19 protein-coding genes are annotated in these 19,910 nt (G+C 63.7%); 16 read left to right on the top strand and 3 right to left on the bottom strand.

The features are described 5' to 3' along the window. Positions 1 to 91: 91 nt before the first annotated feature. Positions 92 to 2,275, top strand: a complete 2,184-nt coding sequence (locus ACFOJ9_RS31555) for a primosomal protein N' (RefSeq protein WP_378984945.1) — start codon at positions 92 to 94, stop codon at positions 2,273 to 2,275. 101 nt (positions 2,276 to 2,376) lie between these two features. On the opposite strand, the gene ACFOJ9_RS31550 is transcribed toward ACFOJ9_RS31555, so the two are convergent. Further along, a complete protein-coding gene (locus ACFOJ9_RS31550; RefSeq protein ID WP_378984943.1) occupies positions 2,377 to 2,622 on the bottom strand; it encodes a type II toxin-antitoxin system Phd/YefM family antitoxin in 246 nt (81 codons plus the stop codon). Between the two features lie 64 nt (positions 2,623 to 2,686). On the opposite strand from ACFOJ9_RS31550, the gene ACFOJ9_RS31545 reads away from it, so the two are divergent. The 7 genes from ACFOJ9_RS31545 to ACFOJ9_RS31515 all read left to right on the top strand — a co-directional run bounded on the left by ACFOJ9_RS31545 (position 2,687) and on the right by ACFOJ9_RS31515 (position 9,298). Beyond that, entirely contained in the window at positions 2,687 to 3,382 is a 696-nt protein-coding gene (locus ACFOJ9_RS31545) for an aspartate/glutamate racemase family protein (protein ID WP_378984941.1), read from the top strand. 93 nt (positions 3,383 to 3,475) lie between these two features. Continuing rightward, entirely contained in the window at positions 3,476 to 3,871 is a 396-nt protein-coding gene (locus tag ACFOJ9_RS31540; RefSeq protein WP_127294213.1) for an AGROH133_08824 family phage infection protein, read from the top strand. Between the two features lie 246 nt (positions 3,872 to 4,117). After that, a complete protein-coding gene (locus ACFOJ9_RS31535; RefSeq protein WP_224686977.1) occupies positions 4,118 to 4,678 on the top strand; it encodes a F0F1 ATP synthase subunit delta in 561 nt (186 codons plus the stop codon). Continuing rightward, the gene (gene atpA, locus ACFOJ9_RS31530; protein ID WP_023811756.1) at positions 4,678 to 6,207 is read left to right on the top strand and encodes a F0F1 ATP synthase subunit alpha; all 1,530 of its coding nucleotides are present in this window, start codon (positions 4,678 to 4,680) and stop codon (positions 6,205 to 6,207) included. The genes ACFOJ9_RS31535 and atpA overlap by 1 nt, the downstream gene beginning before the upstream one ends. 31 nt (positions 6,208 to 6,238) lie before the next feature. Beyond that, positions 6,239 to 7,123, top strand: a complete 885-nt coding sequence (locus tag ACFOJ9_RS31525; RefSeq protein WP_023811757.1) for a F0F1 ATP synthase subunit gamma — start codon at positions 6,239 to 6,241, stop codon at positions 7,121 to 7,123. Between the two features lie 70 nt (positions 7,124 to 7,193). Continuing rightward, on the top strand, positions 7,194 to 8,789 hold the full coding sequence (gene atpD / locus ACFOJ9_RS31520; RefSeq protein WP_378984937.1) for a F0F1 ATP synthase subunit beta: 1,596 nt from the start codon (positions 7,194 to 7,196) through the stop codon (positions 8,787 to 8,789). A 101-nt stretch (positions 8,790 to 8,890) separates the two neighbouring features. Next, on the top strand, positions 8,891 to 9,298 hold the full coding sequence (locus tag ACFOJ9_RS31515) for a F0F1 ATP synthase subunit epsilon (RefSeq protein ID WP_096451372.1): 408 nt from the start codon (positions 8,891 to 8,893) through the stop codon (positions 9,296 to 9,298). A gap of 412 nt (positions 9,299 to 9,710) precedes the next feature. Here ACFOJ9_RS31515 and ACFOJ9_RS31510 read toward each other — a convergent pair whose 3' ends face one another. Then, positions 9,711 to 10,793 carry a transposase gene (locus ACFOJ9_RS31510; RefSeq protein ID WP_056580349.1) on the bottom strand — a complete coding sequence of 361 codons (1,083 nt, stop codon included), beginning with the start codon at positions 10,791 to 10,793 and terminating at the stop codon, positions 9,711 to 9,713. Between the two features lie 129 nt (positions 10,794 to 10,922). Then, complete coding sequence (locus ACFOJ9_RS31505) at positions 10,923 to 12,458, bottom strand: mannitol dehydrogenase family protein (RefSeq protein WP_378984935.1); 1,536 nt, start codon at positions 12,456 to 12,458, stop codon at positions 10,923 to 10,925. A gap of 150 nt (positions 12,459 to 12,608) precedes the next feature. Between ACFOJ9_RS31505 and uxaC the strand changes: the two genes are divergently transcribed. The 8 genes from uxaC to ACFOJ9_RS31465 all read left to right on the top strand — a co-directional run bounded on the left by uxaC (position 12,609) and on the right by ACFOJ9_RS31465 (position 19,709). Further along, positions 12,609 to 14,015 (top strand): glucuronate isomerase, encoded by a 1,407-nt coding sequence (gene uxaC / locus ACFOJ9_RS31500; RefSeq protein ID WP_378984933.1) that lies wholly within the window; start codon positions 12,609 to 12,611, stop codon positions 14,013 to 14,015. A 37-nt stretch (positions 14,016 to 14,052) separates the two neighbouring features. Beyond that, entirely contained in the window at positions 14,053 to 15,030 is a 978-nt protein-coding gene (locus tag ACFOJ9_RS31495; RefSeq protein WP_378984931.1) for a TRAP transporter substrate-binding protein, read from the top strand. A gap of 103 nt (positions 15,031 to 15,133) precedes the next feature. Further along, entirely contained in the window at positions 15,134 to 15,661 is a 528-nt protein-coding gene (locus ACFOJ9_RS31490) for a TRAP transporter small permease (protein WP_378988171.1), read from the top strand. A gap of 4 nt (positions 15,662 to 15,665) precedes the next feature. After that, positions 15,666 to 16,946 carry a TRAP transporter large permease gene (locus tag ACFOJ9_RS31485; protein WP_352611358.1) on the top strand — a complete coding sequence of 427 codons (1,281 nt, stop codon included), beginning with the start codon at positions 15,666 to 15,668 and terminating at the stop codon, positions 16,944 to 16,946. A gap of 8 nt (positions 16,947 to 16,954) precedes the next feature. After that, positions 16,955 to 17,731 (top strand): FadR/GntR family transcriptional regulator, encoded by a 777-nt coding sequence (locus tag ACFOJ9_RS31480; protein WP_378984928.1) that lies wholly within the window; start codon positions 16,955 to 16,957, stop codon positions 17,729 to 17,731. Positions 17,732 to 17,753: 22 nt separating this feature from the next. Continuing rightward, positions 17,754 to 18,605, top strand: a complete 852-nt coding sequence (gene kduI, locus ACFOJ9_RS31475) for a 5-dehydro-4-deoxy-D-glucuronate isomerase (RefSeq protein ID WP_378984926.1) — start codon at positions 17,754 to 17,756, stop codon at positions 18,603 to 18,605. Next, positions 18,602 to 19,360, top strand: a complete 759-nt coding sequence (gene kduD / locus ACFOJ9_RS31470) for a 2-dehydro-3-deoxy-D-gluconate 5-dehydrogenase KduD (RefSeq protein WP_378984924.1) — start codon at positions 18,602 to 18,604, stop codon at positions 19,358 to 19,360. Before kduI ends, kduD begins: the two co-directional genes overlap by 4 nt. A 10-nt stretch (positions 19,361 to 19,370) precedes the next feature. Next, the gene (locus ACFOJ9_RS31465; RefSeq protein ID WP_378984922.1) at positions 19,371 to 19,709 is read left to right on the top strand and encodes a cupin domain-containing protein; all 339 of its coding nucleotides are present in this window, start codon (positions 19,371 to 19,373) and stop codon (positions 19,707 to 19,709) included. The last annotated feature ends 201 nt before the right edge of the window (positions 19,710 to 19,910 follow it).

Raw genomic sequence — 19,910 nt, 5'->3', positions numbered from 1 at the left:
GGCGGGTCTCCTGGCGATTTTGTCGTGCTGGGAAAGGCACGTTCAGAGTTGCTCTTTGATCTAGACCAAAGTCGGGGCAAGGTCACGCTTCATGATCGAAGATTCGCCCTTTGTCGCAGCCGCACCGGTGCTGGTGCCGATGCCCGCCGAACGCCCCTACACCTATGCCGTGCCGGCCGGCATGCGCGTGGTGCCGGGCTCGATCGTGCGCGTGCCGCTCGGTCCGCGCCAGGTCGCCGGCATCGTCTGGGATGGCGCGGTCGAGAAGGTCGACGCGAAGAAGCTGCGCCCCATCGAACAGGTCTTCGACTGCCCGCCGATCGACCGCACTATCCGCCGTTTCGTCGACTGGGTGGCGCAATACACGCTGTCGCCGCCAGGCATGGTGGCGCGCATGCTGCTCAGGGCGCCGGAAGCTTTCGACCCCGAACCGTGGATCGAGGGGCTGCAGCGCACGCTTCTCGTGCCCGACCGCATGACGAGCGCAAGGGAGCGCGTGCTGGAGACGGCCGAAGGTGGGCTCGCCTGGACGCGATCCGGCCTTGCCCATGCCGCGGGCGTGTCGTCGACGGTGATCGACGGGTTGAGGGCGCAAGGCGTGTTCGAGACGGTGATGATCCCGCCGCGACCGGTGGTGGCCGCGCCTGATTCCAGCTACGCCATACCGGAACTGATGCCGGACCAGAGCGACGCGGCGCTGATGCTGCGCGCCAATGTCGCAGCCGGTGTGTTCAACGTCGCGCTGCTCGACGGCGTCACCGGTTCGGGCAAGACGGAGGTTTATTTCGAGGCGGTGGCGGCTGCGCTCGACCAAGGCAAGCAGGTGCTGATCCTGCTCCCGGAAATCGCGCTGACGCATGCTTTTCTCGAACGCTTCCAGCAGCGCTTCGGCGCCAAGCCGGGCGAATGGCATTCCGATCTGCCGCCGCGGATGCGCGAAAAAGTCTGGCGGCAAGTGGCGGAAGGCGGCGTGCGCGTCGTCGCCGGCGCGCGCTCGGCGCTGTTCCTGCCGTTCAAGGAGCTCGGCCTGATCGTCGTCGACGAGGAGCACGACCCTGCTTACAAGCAGGAGGATCGCGTCTTCTACAATGCGCGCGACATGGCCGTGGTGCGCGGCCATATCGGCAGCTTTCCGGTCGTGCTGGCGTCGGCGACGCCGTCGGTCGAAAGCCGGGTCAATGCCAGCCAGGGCCGCTACAACAGGGCCGTGCTCTCAGCTCGCTTCGCCGAGGCGGCGCTTCCGCATCTCAAGGCGGTCGACATGCGCCGCGCGCCGCCGGCGCGCGGCGGCTTCCTGTCGCCGGTGCTGCTCGACCAGATGCGCCAGACGCTGGAGAGGAAGGAGCAGTCGCTCCTGTTCCTCAACCGGCGCGGCTATGCGCCGCTGACGCTGTGCCGGGTCTGCGGCCACCGCTTTGGCTGCCCGGTCTGCTCGGCCTGGCTGGTAGAGCATCGCTTTCGCGGCCAGCTGGTCTGCCATCATTGCGGGCACAATGAGCGCCGCCCCGAGGCTTGCCCGGAATGCGGTACGCTCGATCATCTGGTTGCCTGCGGACCGGGCGTCGAGCGCATCGCCGAAGAGGTCGTTACGCATTTTCCCGACGCGCGCACCATCGTCTTGTCGTCGGACCTGATGGGCGGCGTGCGGCGGCTGCGGCTGGAGCTGGAGGCGATCGCTGATGGCGAGGCCGACATCGTCATCGGCACGCAGCTCGTCGCCAAGGGCCACAACTTCCCCAACATGACCCTGGTCGGTGTCGTCGATGCCGATCTCGGCCTTGCCAATGGCGATCCGCGCGCCGCCGAGCGCACCTTCCAGTTGCTCAGCCAGGTGACCGGCCGCGCTGGCCGCGCCGGCAAGAAGAGCCTTGGCCTGCTGCAGACCTTCCAGCCCGACCATCCGGTGATGCGGGCGATCGTCTCCGGCGACGCCGAGGCTTTTTACGAGCGCGAGATTGCCGAGCGCGAACGGGCTGCCCTGCCGCCTTTCGGCCGGCTCGCCGGCGTCATCGTCAGCGCGGTGACGCGAGCGGAAGCCGAGGGCCATGCGCGCGGCCTGCGCCGCGCCGCGCCCGAGGCCACCGATCTGTTCGTGCTGGGGCCGGCGGAGGCGCCGCTGTCCTTGCTCGGCGGCCGCCACCGCTTCCGCCTGCTGATCCAGGGCGAACGGCGCGCCGACATGCAAGGGTTTATTCGTGCGATGCTTGCCAACGGGCCGAAGCAGCGCGGCTCGGTTCGGGTGCAGGTCGATATCGACCCGCAGAGCTTTTTGTAGCGGCATCCTCTCGATCACGGGCCGGCGCACAAGAAGCCTTGAAGTACCCTTCAGGTTCCCGATTTTGTAATGTTAAGAATACCGATCACATCGAGGGCGGCTCAAAATTCGACGTCTCGCGACGGCGAGTCATTTCGCTCAAATTCGATGCCGCCCGGATACTGAAGCAAAATGTCCGCCAAGTTTTTCTGGCTGTCTTGCGGGTAAAACCTTCGGCGCTCATCAACCGGGACGACCATGGCGGTCGGCTTGCCGTCTCTCGTGATGATGGTTGGTTCCCCATTTCCCGCAGCCTCGACGATTGCCGAGAACACCGCCTTGGCCTGCCGAAGCTCAATGGTTTTCACGACGACCTCCTTATGGTCTCATATGTTCATAGTACCGGGATTGCCAGGAAGAGGAACAGCCGTCATGAAAACCCTTGGCCTGCTCGGCGGCATGAGCTGGGAATCGACGGCCATCTACTATCGCCTGCTCAACGAGATCGTGCGCGAGCGGCTGGGCGGCCTGCATTCGGCCAGGCTTCTGCTGTGGTCCTTTGACTTTGCCGAGATCGCCGAGCGGCAGCATCATGGCGACTGGGACGGCGCCGGCATGCTTCTCGTCGAAGCGGCGCGCAAGCTCGAGGCGGGCGGCGCGGAAGGTCTGCTTTTGTGCACCAACACCATGCACAAACTGGCCGACCAGGTGCAGGCGTCGGTGTCGATTCCGCTGATCCACATCGCCGATGCCACCGCGATGGCGGTCAAGCGCGCCGGCATGCAGCGCCCGGCGCTGCTGGCGACGCGGTTCACCATGGAACAGGATTTCTACAAAGGTCGGCTCGCCGAGAAATATGGCTTGAGCCCCGTCGTACCCGATGCCGCCGGGCGCGACATGGTCCATCGCGTCATCTATGAGGAACTGTGCCAGGGCATCGTCACGGAGATCTCGAAGGCGGCCTACATCGCCGAGACCGAACGCCTGCGCCGCGAAGAGGCGGTCGACAGCGTCATCATGGGCTGCACTGAGATCACCATGCTCATTGGCCAGCAGGATTTCGACATCCCGGTCTTCGACACGACGCGCATTCATGCCGAGGCGGCAGTGGAATTCGCGCTGGGCTGACAGGCTTCCGCAAATTGCCGAACCCATCTGGCGCCAGCCCTTTCCTTCGCTAGAATGCCCGGAATTTCAAAACAGGCATTTCGAGGGGACAAGATGGATTTTGCGCTTCCGTGGCCGACGAGCCAGGGCGAATGGCTGGCCTGGTCGAGCGCCGTCGTCACCGTGCTGCTCGGGCTTTTGTTTTTTCTGGCACCTAACCTCGCCTTTCGTGCCCTGCGCTTGCAGGTCAAGCCCGAGAAGGCTGCGGCGATCGCCGAGGGGCGCGGCAGGATGTCGGGCTTCTATCTGGGTGTCGGCCTGTGTTGCATCCTCTTGGCGCAGCCGCTGATCTACATGGCGCTTGGCTTCTCCTGGCTGTTCACCGCCTTTGGCAGGCTGCTGTCGATGATGTCGGATGGCGCCAACACGCCTTTCAATTGGGTTTCCATTGTGGTGGAATTGGTGCTGGCGGCATTGCCGCTCGCCTTTGCCTTCGGCTTTCTGCCTTGAATCGTTGGGTATTCCGCGATGGAAGACGGGTGACTTTCGCCGGATGCGACAATAGTGCCTGAAAACCATGCGGAACGACGCATTGCGGTCTTAAAATGCCTGTGCTAGACGGCAATCGACTTTCGGCCGGGGATAGCGGAAGCCGCGCCTCCGTGCTCGAAAAAATGCAGTAAGGTCAAAGATTTAGCCAGAGTTTTTGCTCGCGCCAACAATCTACGGCCTGTCAGACAAGAGAAAAGACGGTCCGTGGCTCAATCGTCATCGCCAATCTCAGGTGTCGCAGAACGCTATGCGGGTTCGCTGTTCGAACTCGCCTTGCAGGCAAATTCCGTGGCCAAGGTCGAAGCCGACCTCAACAGCTTCGAAGCCATGCTCGCGGGCAGCGCCGACCTTACCCGACTGATCAACAGCCCGGTGTTCTCCAGCGAGGACCAGGCCAAGGCCATCGCGGCAATCGCCGACAAGGCCGGGATCACCGGCCTCACCGGCAATTTCCTGCGCGTCGTCGCCCGCAACCGCCGGCTGTTCGCCGTTCCCGGCATGATCAGGGCGTTCCGCCAGATCGCCGCCGAACATCGTGGCGAGACCGCTGCTGAAGTCACGTCGGCGCATGAGCTGACCGCGGCCCAGCAGACCGAACTCAAGGCGGCGCTGAAGAGCGTTGCCGGCAAGGACGTGGCCATCTCCGTCACCGTCGATCCGTCGCTGCTCGGCGGGCTGGTGGTCAAGATGGGTTCGCGCCAGATCGATACGTCGCTCAAAACCAAACTCAATTCGCTCAAGCTTGCACTGAAAGAGGTCGGCTGATGGACATCCGCGCCGCGGAAATTTCCGCAATTCTGAAAGACCAGATCAAGAATTTCGGCAAGGAGGCCGAGGTCTCCGAAGTCGGACAGGTGCTGTCCGTCGGTGACGGTATCGCCCGCGTCTACGGCCTCGACAATGTCCAGGCCGGCGAGATGGTCGAGTTCCCCGGCGGCATCCGCGGCATGGCGCTCAACCTCGAAGCCGACAATGTCGGCGTCGTCATCTTCGGCGCCGACCGCGACATCAAGGAAGGCGACATCGTCAAGCGCACCGGCGCCATCGTCGACGTTCCCGTCGGCCCCGGCCTGCTCGGCCGCGTCGTTGACGCGCTCGGCAATCCGATCGATGGCAAGGGTCCGATCAAGGCAGTCGAGCGCAAGCGCGTCGACGTCAAGGCGCCCGGCATCATTCCGCGCAAATCGGTGAACGAGCCGATGTCGACCGGCCTCAAGGCCATCGATGCGCTGATCCCGGTCGGCCGCGGCCAGCGCGAGCTGGTCATCGGCGATCGCCAGACCGGCAAGACCGCCATCATCCTTGATACGATGCTCAACCAGAAGTCGGTGCACGACAACGGCCCCGAGAAGGAAAAGCTCTACTGCGTCTACGTCGCCGTCGGCCAGAAGCGCTCGACCGTCGCGCAGTTCGTCAAGGTGCTGGAAGAGCGCGGCGCGCTCGAATACTCGATCATCGTCGCCGCCACCGCTTCCGATCCTGCGCCGATGCAGTTCCTGGCGCCGTTCGCCGGCGCCACCATGGGCGAATATTTCCGCGACAACGGCATGCACGCGTTGATCAGCTACGACGATCTGTCGAAGCAGGCCGTCGCCTACCGCCAGATGTCGCTGCTGCTACGCCGTCCGCCGGGCCGCGAAGCCTATCCGGGCGACGTCTTCTACCTGCACTCGCGCCTGCTCGAGCGCGCCGCCAAGCTCAATGACGATCTGGGCGGTGGTTCGCTGACCGCGCTGCCGATCATCGAAACGCAGGCCAACGACGTGTCGGCCTATATCCCGACCAACGTGATCTCGATCACCGACGGCCAGATCTTCCTTGAAACCAACCTGTTCTTCCAGGGCATCCGTCCCGCGGTGAACGTCGGTCTGTCGGTGTCGCGCGTCGGTTCTGCCGCGCAGATCAAGGCGATGAAGCAGGTTGCCGGCTCGATCAAGGGCGAGCTCGCGCAGTACCGCGAAATGGCGGCCTTCGCGCAGTTCGGCTCGGATCTCGATGCCGCCACGCAGCGCCTGCTCAACCGCGGATCGCGCCTCACCGAACTCCTGAAGCAGCCGCAGTTCTCACCGCTGAAGACGGAAGAGCAGGTCGCGGTGATCTTCGCCGGCGTCAACGGCTATCTCGACAAGCTGCCGGTCAACCAGGTCGGCAAGTTCGAGCATGGCCTGCTCAGCCACATGCGTTCGGCCGGCAAGGATGTTCTCGACGCCATCCGCAAGGAAAAGGCGCTGTCGGATGATCTGCGCGCCAAGCTGAAGGCCGAGATCGACGCTTTCGCCAAGACCTTCGCCTGAGCGAATTGCAAGACGGGATCAGGTTTGAAGCATGCCTTCATTAAAAGACCTTCGTAACCGTATCGCCTCGGTCAAGGCGACGCAGAAGATCACCAAGGCGATGCAGATGGTCGCCGCGGCGAAGCTGCGCCGTGCGCAAGAGGCCGCGGAAGCGGCGCGCCCCTATTCGGAGCGCATGGGTTCCGTGCTGGCCAACATCACCCAGGCAATCGGCGGCGGCGGCGATGCCCCGGCGCTGATGACCGGCACCGGCAAGGACGACGTGCATCTGCTCGTCGTCTGCACCGCCGAGCGCGGCCTGTGCGGTGGCTTCAATTCGCAGATCGCCCGCCTTGCCCGCGACCATATCCGTAAGCTTTTGGCGGACGGCAAGCAGGTCAAGATCATCTGCGTCGGCAAGAAGGGTTTCGACATCCTGCGCCGCGACTATGCATCGATGATCATCGACCGAGTCGACCTGCGCGAGGTCAAGACACTCGGCTTCGTCAATGCCGATGCCATCGCCAAGAAGGTCATCCACCTCTTCAACGAAGGCGGCTTCGACATCTGCACGCTGTTCTATTCGCAGTTCAAGTCGGTGATCAGCCAGATCCCGACCGCGCAGCAGATCATTCCGGCCGGCGTTGCTTCGGCTCCGGCCGAGGCGACGGATGGCGGCAACGCCGTCTACGAATATGAGCCGGAGCCGGGCGAAATCCTCTCCGACCTCATTCCGCGCAACATCTCCGTGCAGGTTTTCCGGGCGCTGCTCGAAAACGTGGCCGGCGAAATGGGTGCCAAGATGAGCGCCATGGACAATGCGACGCGCAACGCCGGCGATATGATCAACAAGCTGTCGATCACCTACAACCGCCAGCGGCAGGCGCAGATCACCAAGGAACTGATCGAAATCATTTCGGGCGCCGAGGCGCTCTAAGCGCGGTTCGCGGGTTATCGACCCGCGACCGGACCGCGTGAGAAACAAAGGACGAAAAAGGGTAAAGACGATGGCGAAAGCAGCGACCCCCCAGAAGGCAGCCCCCAAGGCCGCAGCCGCGAAGACCGCAGCCCCCGTGAAAGCGGCGGCAAAGGCTCCAGCAGCAGCCGCGAAGGCGGCCCCAGCCAAGGCGGCAGCACCGGCGAAGGCCGCAGCTGCCAAGACATCGGCAGTGTCCAGCAAGGCAACTGGCGTTGTCGGCAAGGTTCGCCAGGTCATCGGCGCCGTCGTCGACGTGCAGTTCGGCGATCACCTGCCGGCGATCCTGAACGCGCTCGAGACGACCAATGTCGGCAACCGCCTGGTGCTCGAAGTTGCCCAGCATCTGGGTGAAAACACCGTGCGCTGCATCGCCATGGACTCGACCGAAGGTCTGGTTCGCGGCCAGGAAGTGCGTGACACCGGCGCGCCGATCACCGTGCCGGTCGGCCCGGGCATGCTCGGCCGCATCATCAACGTCATCGGCGAGCCGGTCGATGAAGAAGGCCCGGTCGACGCGACCGAAATGCGCTCCATCCACCAGCCGGCTCCGACCTATGTCGAGCAGTCGACGGAAGCACAGATCCTGATCACCGGCATCAAGGTGCTCGACCTGCTGGCTCCCTACGCCAAGGGCGGCAAGATCGGCCTGTTCGGCGGCGCCGGCGTCGGCAAGACCGTGCTGATCCAGGAGCTGATCAACAACATCGCCAAGGCGCATGGCGGCTATTCGGTGTTCGCCGGCGTCGGCGAGCGCACCCGCGAAGGCAACGATCTCTATCACGAGTTCATCGAATCCGGCGTCAACAAGAAGGGCGGCGGCGAAGGCTCCAAGGCCGCACTGGTCTATGGCCAGATGAACGAGCCGCCGGGCGCGCGCGCCCGCGTCGGCCTGACCGGCCTGACGGTTGCGGAATATTTCCGCGACCAGGGCCAGGACGTGCTGTTCTTCGTCGATAACATCTTCCGCTTCACGCAGGCGGGTTCGGAAGTGTCGGCTCTGCTCGGCCGCATCCCGTCGGCCGTGGGCTATCAGCCGACGCTCGCCACCGACATGGGCGCGTTGCAGGAACGCATCACCACCACCACCAAGGGCTCGATCACGTCCGTGCAGGCCATCTACGTGCCAGCCGACGACTTGACCGATCCGGCACCGGCGACCTCGTTCGCCCACCTTGACGCGACGACGACGCTGAACCGCGCCATCGCCGAAAAGGGCATCTACCCGGCGGTTGACCCGCTGGACTCGACCTCGCGCATGCTCGACCCGCTGGTCGTTGGCGACGAGCACTATGGCGTCGCGCGCCAGGTGCAGTCGATCCTCCAGCGCTACAAGTCGCTGCAGGACATCATCGCCATCCTGGGCATGGACGAGCTGTCGGAAGAGGACAAGCAGACCGTGGCCCGCGCCCGCAAGATCGAGCGCTTCCTGTCGCAGCCGTTCTTCGTCGCCGAAGTGTTCACCGGCGCGCCGGGCAAGCTGGTCGACCTCGCCGACACCATCAAGGGCTTCAAGGGCCTCTGCAACGGTGACTATGATCACCTTCCGGAAGCTGCCTTCTACATGGTCGGCGGCATCGAGGAAGCGGTCGAGAAGGCACAGCGCCTCGCGGCTGAAGCGGCATAAGAAGCGAATAGCGAATAGGGAGTAGCGAATAGGGAATATGGGCCGGCGAATTCTTCTTCTGACTATTCGCTACTCGCTATTCGCTATTCGCTAAATTGATCATGGCTGAAGCTTTCAAGTTCGAACTGGTGTCGCCGGAGCGCCTGCTTGTTTCCGAGCAGGTCGAATCCGTCGTCATTCCGGGCGCCGAAGGCGAGATGACCGTGATGGCGCATCACGCCCCGGTCATGACCACGATCAAGCCGGGCGTCGTCACGGTGAAGACCGCGGCGGGTGGCGAAGAGCGCTACGTGGTGTTCGGCGGCTTCGCCGATATCGTTCCGGCCGGCTGCACGCTGCTGGCGGAATCGGCGGTCGCGGTGAAGGATGTCGACCGCGCCGATCTCGCACGCCGCATCCAGGAAGCCAAGGAAGACGCCGCCGACGCCAAGGACGACCAGGCTCGCAGCAAGGCGGAGCAGTTCCTTAGCCAGCTCACGACGCTGGAAGGTGCCATACTGCCGGCCTAAGGCCGGCTATTTCCTCGTCATCCAGGGTAGCGCGAAGCGGAGCGTAGTGTCATGCCGTGGCACTGGTAGCGCAGAACGATCGTTCTGTAGCGATCCTTCGCGCCCCCCTCTGTCCTGCCGGACATCTCCCCCACGGGTGGGGAGATCGGCTGTCGCCGCGGCTTTCGCCAATCTCCAACGTTGCAGGATTAGCGCTGGCATCGAAGCTGCCAATCTCCCCCTTGTGGGCATATGCGCTAAGATAGCTTCGGCATGGACTGAAATTTGCGCTTTCGTGGTGGCTCACGCCATCGATGTCGCAAGGCATGGAGATTTTGGCGCAGGGCTGCCAAGGGAGGTTGAGCAAAGATCGCTGCGATCAGAGAGGCGACGATCTGGCGGGTGGCGCGCCACAGCAGCGGGCGCCCGTCGCTCAAGGGGGAGAGACACCCAACTCCTGCGAAAGGGGTTCGGTCACAAGCGCGATGAGGAAGTGGGCAAGAATCCAAGGCTTTGCGATCCTTGGGTCTTTGGCTGGAGGCGCGCGCAGTCCGATCAGGCTCTTCAGACGCTTGAAGGCGAGCTCGATGCGCCAGCGCATGCGATAGAGCTTGAGAACTGTGCCGGAGGGAAACTCCTCCTGGTCAAGCGAGGTCACAAGGATGACAAAGCCGGCGGCAATCAGCGTCTCCGGTTGAACCTGCTTGCCCTTGGCCTTGGCTTCCTTGTTGATTTTGCGCCGCGCTTCTTGTGTCGCAGCCTCGGATTTGCGCAAGGCGATCAGGCGCATCTTCAGGGGCTCGCCCTTCTTGAGGCCCAGCCAGACAGGCGTTTCGATGACCTCCTCCCGGCAGCTCTTCAGGTGGCCGATGAGATCGAACGCCTTGCCGTTGGCGTCGAGCCATCGCACATTCTTCCACGGCGCGCGCACGACAACGTCGCCGTCTTGCGCCATGACCTTTGCGATCCGCTCGGCCTGCAGATAGGCGCGGTCGCCGATGCGGATCTCGCCCGGCACCACCGGCACGCGGTCGATCAGCTCGGCCTCGCTCTGGTCGGTGATCTCGAGGAAATCGAACTGCTCGCGCTCAAGATCGAAGGCGCAGTGCATACGCCAAAGGCCATTGTTCTTCTTCTCATGCACACCCGCCTTGGCAACCGATGTCGCATCGAGGATGCGGATCAGCCGGCCCTTAGGCAAGCCTTCCTCCTCGCGCTTCAAAAGGTGCCCGATCAACTGCTGCAGCCACGGCCCTGCATTGCGCAGCCGGCCGAGCAACGCCACGTCCGAGATGTCGGCGATCCCGCTTGCCGCCGCCCAGGCCACGACGCCCCGCATGCCCACCTTGCCAAGGCAGTAAGCCAGTGTCAGGCGCAACAGATCAGTAGCCGACCTGACGCCCCGCGGCCGCAGAAACGCCTTCGTCTCGCGGGCACTCCCTGCAATCAACTCTTCACCGCCGAGGAGCTCAATCGTCTCGGCCCAGCCGTCATCTACAAGCGATTCGTGAGTCATCGCAGCGTAGAATCACAACCGATTCCCCACTGCAACACCTATCTTAGCGCATATGCCCTTGTGGGGGAGATGTCCGGCAGGAAAGAGGGGGGCGCTGTCCCGCCGACGTTATAATCGTCAACTCATAGCTCAGGATTGCTCGCTCCGTATGCCGAGTGCGGCGAGCGCAAGGGCTACCCCACCTTGCCGCAGATGGACCAGGTGGGCGGAGGTGAATTCAATCAGCGTCTGGCGCTCGGTGTGGCCCTTGGCGAAGCCGGCGAGGTCGACCACAGCCGCCACCATCGCTTCCGTCAGCAGGCTTCGTTCAAAAAGCGCTGCCAATGGTACATCGAACGGATCGGTGAAATGGCTCTCCGGCAAGGTCTTGCCGCGTGCCTCGCAGGCCGCGATCCAGGCGGCGATCACCAGCGTCAGGTGTTCGGGTACAGAACCGGTTTCGATGCATTCCAAGGCGGAGGCGACGATGCGCTGCGGCAGTTTCTGGCTGCCGTCATTGGCGATCTGTGCCGTGCGGTGAGCGAGTGCCGTATTCGAAAACCGCTCAGCCAGTTCAGCCGTATAGCTCGCCGTGTCGAGCCCGGCATCTTTCGGCAGTGTCGGGATGGCCTCGGCCCAGAGCGCATCGACAAAGGCTCGTATCGCCGGATCGGCGAAGGCGCGGTCGACGGTGGCATGGCCGCTAAGCAGACCGAGATAGGCGATGGCCGAATGCGAGCCGTTGAGCAGCCTGAGCTTCATGTCCTCGAACGGCCTGACGTCGTCGACCATGGTGACGCCGAACTGTTCCCACGCCGGGCGGCCCTCCGGGAAATTGTCCTCGACCACCCATTGGCAGAACGGTTCGGTCATGACAGGCCAGGCATCCTCGACACCGAGTTCTTCAGCGATCCGCGCCCGGTCGGCATCGGTGGTTGCCGGCACGATGCGGTCGACCATGCTTGAGGGAAAGGCGACCGCATCGGCGATGTGTTTGGCGAGCCCGGCATCGCCCTCCGTGCCGAGCCTTGTGTCGCGCAATTCGGCGAATTCGGTCAGCAGCCGGTGCAGCGTGGCGCCGTTGGCGGGCAGGTTGTCGCAGCACAGCACGGTGAAGGGCGGCGTGCCGGCGGCGCGTCGCCGGGCAAGCGCCTCGATCAGGAAACCATGCGCCGTCTTCGGCATTTCCCGGTTAGCCAGATCGTGGACGATGTCGAGATGAGCGGCGTCCAGTCTGCCGCCCGCGGCTCTCAGATAGGCCTTTTCGGTGATCGTCAGCGTGACGATGCGGGTGCGCGGATCGATCAGTGCGGCCAGAACAGCGCCGGGATCCTCCGGGGCCACCAGCATCGCGCCGATCGAGCCGATGACCTGAAGTTTTTCGGTCCCACTGCTTCTGATCGCCAGTGTGTAGAGCCCATCCTGCGGCGTGAGCGCGTCGCGCGTGTCGGCGCTGCGCAGCGAAACGCCTGTTATGCCCCAGCCTGTCTCGCCTGCCGCTAGGCAGTCGTCGACATAGGCTGCCTGATGGGCGCGATGGAAGGCCCCGACGCCGAGATGCACGATGCCCGGGACGACGCTGCTGCGATCATACGAAGGTGTCGCGATCGAAGCCGGCAATGCCCGTGCCGTTTTCGAGGAAAGGCGATTGCTCGTCGTGGCGCGGCTGGTCTGATCAGATGGCATGAAATCGCCTCGGGGAGTGGGTCGGCAAGCGGCGTAACATCCGATCTCATGCCACACAATGGGTCGAAAAGTCATCATACAACAATCTAATTTTTGTATGTTGACATTATTTCTTGTCGACCCTACCGATAGCGCCTCTGGGAGGATTACGTGGCACTGACCGATGCGGATTTGCTGTTTCCCGCCGAGGCGCAATCGCGCTCGATCGCCCGCGATCTCTATGCCGGGATCAAGGACCTGCCCCTGGTCAGCCCGCATGGTCACACCGATCCGCGCTGGTATGCGCTGAACGAGCCGTTCCCGGATCCGGCGCAACTGCTCATCGTCCCGGATCACTACATCTTCCGCATGCTGTTCAGCCAAGGCGTCCGCCTTGAGGATCTCGGCGTGGCGAGGCTGGACGGCGCGCCGGTCGAGACCGACGGCCGGACGATCTGGCGGTGTTTTGCCGAGCATTATCATCTGTTTCGGGGCACGCCGACCCGGTTGTGGTTCGATCATGTGCTCGCCGATCTGTTCGGCATCGACGAACCGCTGACCGCCGCGACCGCCGACCGCCACTACGACACCATCGCGACCCTGCTGCAGTGGGAGAATTTCCGTCCGCGCGCGCTGTTCGAGCGCTTCAACATCGAGGTCATCGCGACAACGGAAGGCGCGCTCGACGATCTCAAATGGCACCAGATGATCCGCGACAGCGGCTGGCAGGGCCGCGTTGTCACCGCCTATCGGCCGGACGCTGTCGTCGATCCCGACTTCGAGGGGTTCTCGGCCAATCTCGACAGGCTTGGCGAAATCACCGGCTGCGACACAGGCAGCTGGGCCGGCTATCTCGATGCGCATCGCCAGCGGCGTGCCTTCTTCAAAAGTTTTGGCGCGACCTCGTCCGACCATGGCCATCCGACGGCCGAGACCGCAAATCTTTCGGATGCGGCGGCGCAAGAGCTGTTCAATCGGGTCCGCCGTGGTTCCGACGACGAGCGCGAACGAAAACTGTTCCGCGCCCAGATGCTGACCGAGATGGCCAAGATGAGCCTTGACGACGGGCTGGTGCTGCAGATCCATCCCGGCTCCTGGCGCAACCATTCGCCTGCAATCTTCCAGAAGTTCGGCCGCGACAAGGGCTTCGATATCCCGACCCGGACCGACTATGTGACGGCACTGAAGCCGCTGCTCGACTGCGTCGGGCTGGAGCGCGACCTCACCGTCATTCTCTTCACGCTCGACGAAACCAGCTATGCGCGCGAACTGGCGCCGCTGGCCGGTGCCTACCCGGCGCTGAAGCTTGGGCCGGCCTGGTGGTTCCACGACAGTCCGGAAGGCATGCGGCGCTTCCGCGAGATGACCACCGAGACGGCCGGCTTCTACAACACCGTCGGTTTCAACGACGACACCCGCGCCTTTCCATCGATCCCGGCGCGTCACGATGTGGCGCGGCGGGTCGACTGCGCCTATCTGGCGCGCCTCGTCGCCGAGCATCGGCTGCGCGAGGACGAGGCGCATGAGCTGGCACGGGAACTGACCTATACGCTGGCGAAAAAGGCGTATCGGCTCTGAAGGGGCAACTCGCCCGCAATGCAAAAGGGAGGAAACCATGTTGCATTTTTCAAGACTGGCGGGAGCTGCGCTACTCGCCGCCGCACTGATGGCCGGAACGGCAAGCGCCCAGACGGTCCTGCGCTCGTCCGACACCCACCCGGACGGCTATCCGACGGTCGAGGCAGTCAAATATTTCGGCGAGCTTGTAAAGGAGCGTACGGCCGGCCGCTATGCGGTCGAGCTCTATCATTCCGCGCAGCTCGGCGAGGAAAAGGACACGATCGAGCAGGTTCGCACCGGCGTGATCGACCTCAACCGCATCTCGATGGCGCCGTTCAACGGGCTCATTCCCGAAACCACTGTGCCCTCGCTGCCCTACATCTTCCGCTCGGAAGACCATATGCACAAGGTCATGGACGGGGCGGTCGGCGACCAGATCGCGGCGGCGTTCGAACAGGTCGGGCTGGTGCTGCTCGCCTTTTATGACAGCGGCGCGCGCTCCTTCTACAATTCGAAGAAACCGATCAACTCATTAGCCGATCTGGCCGGCATGAAGTTCCGCGTCATCCAGTCCGACATCTTCGTCGACATGGTGGCGGCACTCGGCGCCAACGCGACGCCGATGCCGTATGGCGAGGTGTATTCGGCGATCGAGACCGGGGTCATCGACGGCGCGGAAAACAATTTTCCGAGCTACGACACCGCCAAGCATGCGGAAGTCGCCAAGTTCTATTCGCTCGATGAGCACACTATGGTGCCGGAAGCCTTCGTCATGGCGAAGTCGAGCTGGGATAAGCTGACGCCGGAGGATCAGGCGATCTTCAAGGCGGCCGCCAAGGAAAGCGTCGCCAGGCAGCGCGAGCTGTGGACCGCCAAGGTCAAGGAATCGCGCGCCAAGGTCGAGGCGGCCGGTTCGCAGATCACGACGCCGGACAAGCAGCCCTTCATCGACGCCATGGGTCCGGTCTACGAGAAGCACGTCAAGGACGACAAGCTGAAGGCCATGGTCGAAGCCATCAAGGCCGTGCAGTGATCAAGCGGCGGCGCGGGCATTCCGCGCCGCCATCCTCTTGCGGAGAGAACCGGTGACCCCCAGCCCAGAACACAGACCGCCCCTGTCCGGCGTCGCGCGCGTGATGACGCGCGTCAGCACAGCGGCGCTATGGGTCGCAGGCATCGGGCTGGTGCTGATGACCGCCTTCGTCGCCTGGCAGGTGTTCGGCCGTTATGTTCTGAACCGCTCGCCAAGCTGGACCGAGCAGGGCTCGGTGATGCTGATGAGCTGGTTCATTTTCCTCGGCGCTGCCGTCGGGGTGCGCGAGAACTATCACCTCGGCTTCGACGTCCTGCTCTACGCGCTGCCCAAAGGCGGCAAGCGTTGGCTGCGGATGATCTCGGACTTCGTCGCGCTCACCTTCGGCATCGGTATGATCTGGTATGGCAGCCAACTGGTCGCATTGACCTGGGGCGCTACCTTGCCGTCGCTCGGCATATCGGGGGGCTGGGACTACGTCCCGCTGGTCGCGGGAGGCGTGCTCGTCGTGCTCTTCACGCTGGAGCGCATCGTGCTTCGTCTCTCCGGTGCGCCGATCGACGATGTGCTCGATGAACTGCCGCCGGCGGAAGTCGCAACCGAACTCGACACGGCGAACGTGAAGGTCTGACGCCATGGAACTCTGGATACTCTTCGGCGTCTTCACCCTTCTGATGCTTATCGGCACGCCGATCGCTTTCTGCCTCGGCGTCGCAAGCTTTGCCACCGTCCTCTACATGGGCCTGCCGCCGCTCATCGTGTTCCAGCGCCTGAATTCCGGCATGAGCGTCTTTTCGCTGCTGGCCATTCCCTTCTTCATCTATGCCGGCGACTTGATGGTGCGCGGCGGCATCGCCAGCAAGATCGTTGCCTTCGCCGGCTCGCTCGTTGGCCATTTGCGCGGCGGCCTCGGGCAGGTCAACATTGCGACCGCTACACTGTTCGGCGGCATTTCGGGCTCCGCGGTGGCCGAGGCAGCGGCGGTCGGCGGCTTGATGATCCCGCAGATGAAGGCGCGTGGATATGGAGCGGATTACGCCGTCAACGTCACGTCGATGGCGGCGCTGATTGCGCTGCTCCTGCCGCCGTCGCACAACATGATCATCTACTCGATCTCGGCAGGTGGAAAGATCTCCATCGCCGACCTGTTCACGGCCGGCATCATTCCGGGCCTGCTGTTGGCCCTGTCGCTGATGATCACCGCCTATTTCGTGGCGCGCTCCCGCGGCTATCCGACCGAGCCGTTTCCGGGCTTCACCGCCGTCGCGCATCTCTTCGCTGTCGCGGTGCCCGGCCTGCTGCTGATCGCGATCATCTTCGGTGGCGTACGATCGGGCGTTTTCACGGCGACCGAGAGTTCCTGCGTCGCGGTCATCTATGCGTTGCTCGTTACTGTCTTCGTTTACCGGCAGATGACTTGGGAAGGTTTCGTTCATGCCACCCATGGTGCCGTGCGCACCACGGCCATGGTGCTGCTCATCATCGGCATGGCGGCGGCGTTCTCGTGGTTGATGGCCTTCCTGAAAGTGCCGGCAGCGCTCATAGCCTCCATGAACGCGATCTCGGACGATCCGCTGATCGTGCTTCTCCTGCTCAACGTCTTGATGCTGTTCCTCGGCACCTTCATGGACATGGGGCCGACGATCATCATCTGCACGCCGATCTTCCTGCCCGTGGCGCAAGCCTACGGCGTCGACCCGGTGCATTTTGGCGTTATCATGATCCTCAACTTCGGCATCGGGCTGAACACGCCGCCGGTGGGCGCTGTGCAGTTCGTGGCGTGCGCAGTGGGCAAGATATCCGTCTGGGAAGCGATGCGCTCGATCTGGCCGTTCTATGGGGCCGGCCTCGTGGTACTGGGGCTCGTCACTTACATTCCGGCCATTTCGCTCTGGCTACCGAGCGTCTTCAAATAGGGGGCGACATGGCATCGGACACCGCAGCCGACCTCAGGGTCGAGAGAAAACCCAAGCTGTCGGAGACCGTCGTCGCGGCGATCCGCAAGCAGCTGCAAGCTGGCGAGATTCAGCCCGGCCACAAATTGCCGACCGAGGGCCAGCTGACCGAGACTTTCGGCGTCAGCCGCACCGTCATCCGCGAGGCGCTGGCCAAGCTTGCCGCCGACGGGCTGGTCGAACCGCGCCAGGGTGCCGGCGTCTTCGTCACCGAGCACATCTCGACGATGTTCGGCGCGCTAGCCGCCGACATGGGCAGCAAGGATTCGATCGCGCTCAACGTGCTCGAGGTGCGCCTGGCGATCGAGATCGAATCGGCCGGACTCGCCGCCATCCGCCGCAACGCGGCGCAGGAGGCGGCAATCCAGGAAGCCTTCTTCGAGTTCGAGCGGCTGCTGCTTGCCAGCGAGCCGACCGGTCCGGCCGACCTTGCCTTCCATCGCGCGATCGCCAGTGCCACCAACAACCCGTTCTATGTCGAGATGCTCGACGTGCTCGGCCGGCGCGCCATTCCGTGCGACGTGACTTCGCCCTGGTCGACCGAACTGGTGCAATCCGACAGCTACCAGCGCGGGCTGCAGCGCGAGCATCTGGTGATCCTCAACGCCATCACCTCTGGCGATGCCGAGGCAGCGCGCGAGGCGATGCGGGCGCACCTCACCGCCAGCCAGCAGCGTTACCGCGAGCGCCTGCATGCGCGTCAGGCCTTTTATGCCAGTTCGGTCAAGGCCGCTGCCGGCGAATGACCCATCTCAAGTCAGGACAGTCATGAGCCAGAGCCATACCGACTATACATCCCGCTTTGCCATCGACCCGGCCGCCGCCGCGGCGATGGGGACCGATGAATTGCGTCACAATTTCCACATTGACGGCCTGTTCCAGCCGGGCCGCATCAGCCTGACCTACACCCATTACGACCGCATGATCGTCGGCGGCGCCGTGCCGACCGGTGCGCCGCTGCCGCTGGAAGCGATCAAGCCGACCGGCACCAAGAACTTTCTCGATCGGCGCGAGCTGATCGCCGTCAACATCGGTGGCGCAGGTGTCATCAAGGCCGGCGGCCAGTCCTTTGAACTGCAGGCGCGCGACATGCTCTATCTCGGCATGGGCACCAATGACGTGTCGTTCGCCTCAGAGGACAAAGACGTGCCGGCGAAGTTCTATCTGCTCAGCGCGCCGGCGCATCAGGCCTGGCCCAGTCGGTTGATCCGCATCGGAGATGCCAAGCGTCTCGACCTCGGCAGCAAGAATACCTGTAACGAGCGTTCGATCTTCCAGTTCATCCATGCCGAGGGCGTGAAAACGTGCCAGCTGGTGGTCGGCATGACCCAGCTGGCGCCGGGCTCTATCTGGAACACGATGCCGTGCCATGTGCATGACCGGCGCATGGAGGCCTATCTCTATTTCGACCTGGCCGAGACGGCACGCGTCTTCCACTTCATGGGCGAGCCGGACGAAACGCGCCATCTGGTGATGCGCAACGAGGAAGCGGTGCTGTCGCCGGGCTGGTCGATCCATTCGGGCGCCGGCACCTCCAACTACGCTTTCATCTGGGCGATGGCCGGCGACAATGTCGACTATACCGACGTCGATCCGGTCACGATGGGCGATCTGCGGTGAGCGATCCTTTCAGCCTGGCCGGCAAGCGTATTCTGGTCACCGGCGCTAACACCGGCATCGGCCAGGGTATCGCCGTGTGCGTCGCACGCGCGGGCGGCACGGTGATCGGCGTCGGCCGCTCGTCGATGGACGATACGGCAGACAAAGTCGCTGCAGTGGGCGGGCAATTCGAGGCGGTCAGCGCCGACCTTGCCGACACGTCGGCCGCCGGCCCGTTGCTCGAGCGGATCTGGGACGAAAGCGGTCCGCTCGACGGGCTGGTCAACAACGCCGGCATCATCCGGCGCGCCGATGCTGTCGATCTCAGCGAGGCCGATTGGGACGACGTCATGGACGTCAATTTGAAGACGGTCTTCCTGCTCTGCCAGAGCTTCGCCAGGCAGGCGCTTGCCGGCGGACGCCAGGGCAAGATCGTCAACATCGCCTCGGTGCTGAGTTTCCAGGGCGGCATCCGCGTTGCGTCCTACACCGCCTCGAAGCACGGTGTGCTCGGCATCACCCGGCTGCTCGCCTGCGAATGGGCGGCAAAGGGCATCAACGTCAACGCCATCGCGCCGGGCTATATCGAGACCAACAACACGCAGGCGTTGCGCGCCGATCCCGATCGCAGCGCCGCCATCCTGGCGCGTATCCCGGCCGGCCGCTGGGGCGAGGCGGGCGACATTGGCGATGCCGCCGTGTTTCTCCTGGCACCGGCGTCCAACTATATGCATGGCGCGGTGGTGCCGGTGGATGGCGGCTGGCTGGTGCGATGAGGAGATGACGATGAGCACAAAGATTTTCGCGCATGCCGGCGAGGGCGCCTGGACGGCGACGCCGGACGGCAACAGGCGACGCGTTCTCCTGCACACCGATGAATTGATGCTGGTCGAATTCGGCTTCGACAAGGGTGGCATCGGCGCCCTGCATTCGCACCCGCATGTCCAGGCAAGCTACGTTGCCGAAGGCCGCTTCGAGGTGACCATCGACGGCCGGACCGAGATCATTGGGACGGGTGGCGGCTTCATCGTGCCGTCGGGCCTAGTGCACGGCGTCAAGGCGCTGGAAGCAGGGCGGCTGGTCGACAGCTTCACACCGCACCGGGCCGATTTTCTCTCTCTTTGATTTGACGCAATTCCCAAGGGAAAGCGCTATGCGCTTTTCCCGGGAAAACCGCTTCACACTTTTCCTGGAATTGCTCTAGCCAAGGATAGGAGATCGAGCAGGGAAGACCCGCGCCCCAAAAGAGGCGCGGGTTGTTGCCTGGGCGCTTGTGGCGCCGCGGTACTCAAGACATGACCGCAGGATGCGAAACCTGCCGCATGA

Source organism: Mesorhizobium cantuariense, assembly GCF_042647205.1.
Lineage (GTDB): Bacteria > Pseudomonadota > Alphaproteobacteria > Rhizobiales > Rhizobiaceae > Mesorhizobium > Mesorhizobium cantuariense.
This window is presented reverse-complemented; position numbering and strand designations above follow the sequence as displayed.

Coding starts and splice junctions, on each gene's coding strand:
- ACFOJ9_RS31505 (WP_378984935.1), bottom strand. CDS start 12,458: ATGCCATCTGATCAGACCAGCCGCGCCACGACGAGCAATCGCCTTTCC.
- ACFOJ9_RS31545 (WP_378984941.1), top strand. CDS start 2,687: ATGAAAACCCTTGGCCTGCTCGGCGGCATGAGCTGGGAATCGACGGCC.
- ACFOJ9_RS31525 (WP_023811757.1), top strand. CDS start 6,239: ATGCCTTCATTAAAAGACCTTCGTAACCGTATCGCCTCGGTCAAGGCG.
- ACFOJ9_RS31480 (WP_378984928.1), top strand. CDS start 16,955: ATGGCATCGGACACCGCAGCCGACCTCAGGGTCGAGAGAAAACCCAAG.
- atpD (WP_378984937.1), top strand. CDS start 7,194: ATGGCGAAAGCAGCGACCCCCCAGAAGGCAGCCCCCAAGGCCGCAGCC.
- ACFOJ9_RS31465 (WP_378984922.1), top strand. CDS start 19,371: ATGAGCACAAAGATTTTCGCGCATGCCGGCGAGGGCGCCTGGACGGCG.
- atpA (WP_023811756.1), top strand. CDS start 4,678: ATGGACATCCGCGCCGCGGAAATTTCCGCAATTCTGAAAGACCAGATC.
- ACFOJ9_RS31510 (WP_056580349.1), bottom strand. CDS start 10,793: ATGACTCACGAATCGCTTGTAGATGACGGCTGGGCCGAGACGATTGAG.
- ACFOJ9_RS31495 (WP_378984931.1), top strand. CDS start 14,053: ATGTTGCATTTTTCAAGACTGGCGGGAGCTGCGCTACTCGCCGCCGCA.
- ACFOJ9_RS31540 (WP_127294213.1), top strand. CDS start 3,476: ATGGATTTTGCGCTTCCGTGGCCGACGAGCCAGGGCGAATGGCTGGCC.
- ACFOJ9_RS31515 (WP_096451372.1), top strand. CDS start 8,891: ATGGCTGAAGCTTTCAAGTTCGAACTGGTGTCGCCGGAGCGCCTGCTT.
- ACFOJ9_RS31490 (WP_378988171.1), top strand. CDS start 15,134: ATGACGCGCGTCAGCACAGCGGCGCTATGGGTCGCAGGCATCGGGCTG.
- kduI (WP_378984926.1), top strand. CDS start 17,754: ATGAGCCAGAGCCATACCGACTATACATCCCGCTTTGCCATCGACCCG.
- ACFOJ9_RS31555 (WP_378984945.1), top strand. CDS start 92: ATGATCGAAGATTCGCCCTTTGTCGCAGCCGCACCGGTGCTGGTGCCG.
- ACFOJ9_RS31485 (WP_352611358.1), top strand. CDS start 15,666: ATGGAACTCTGGATACTCTTCGGCGTCTTCACCCTTCTGATGCTTATC.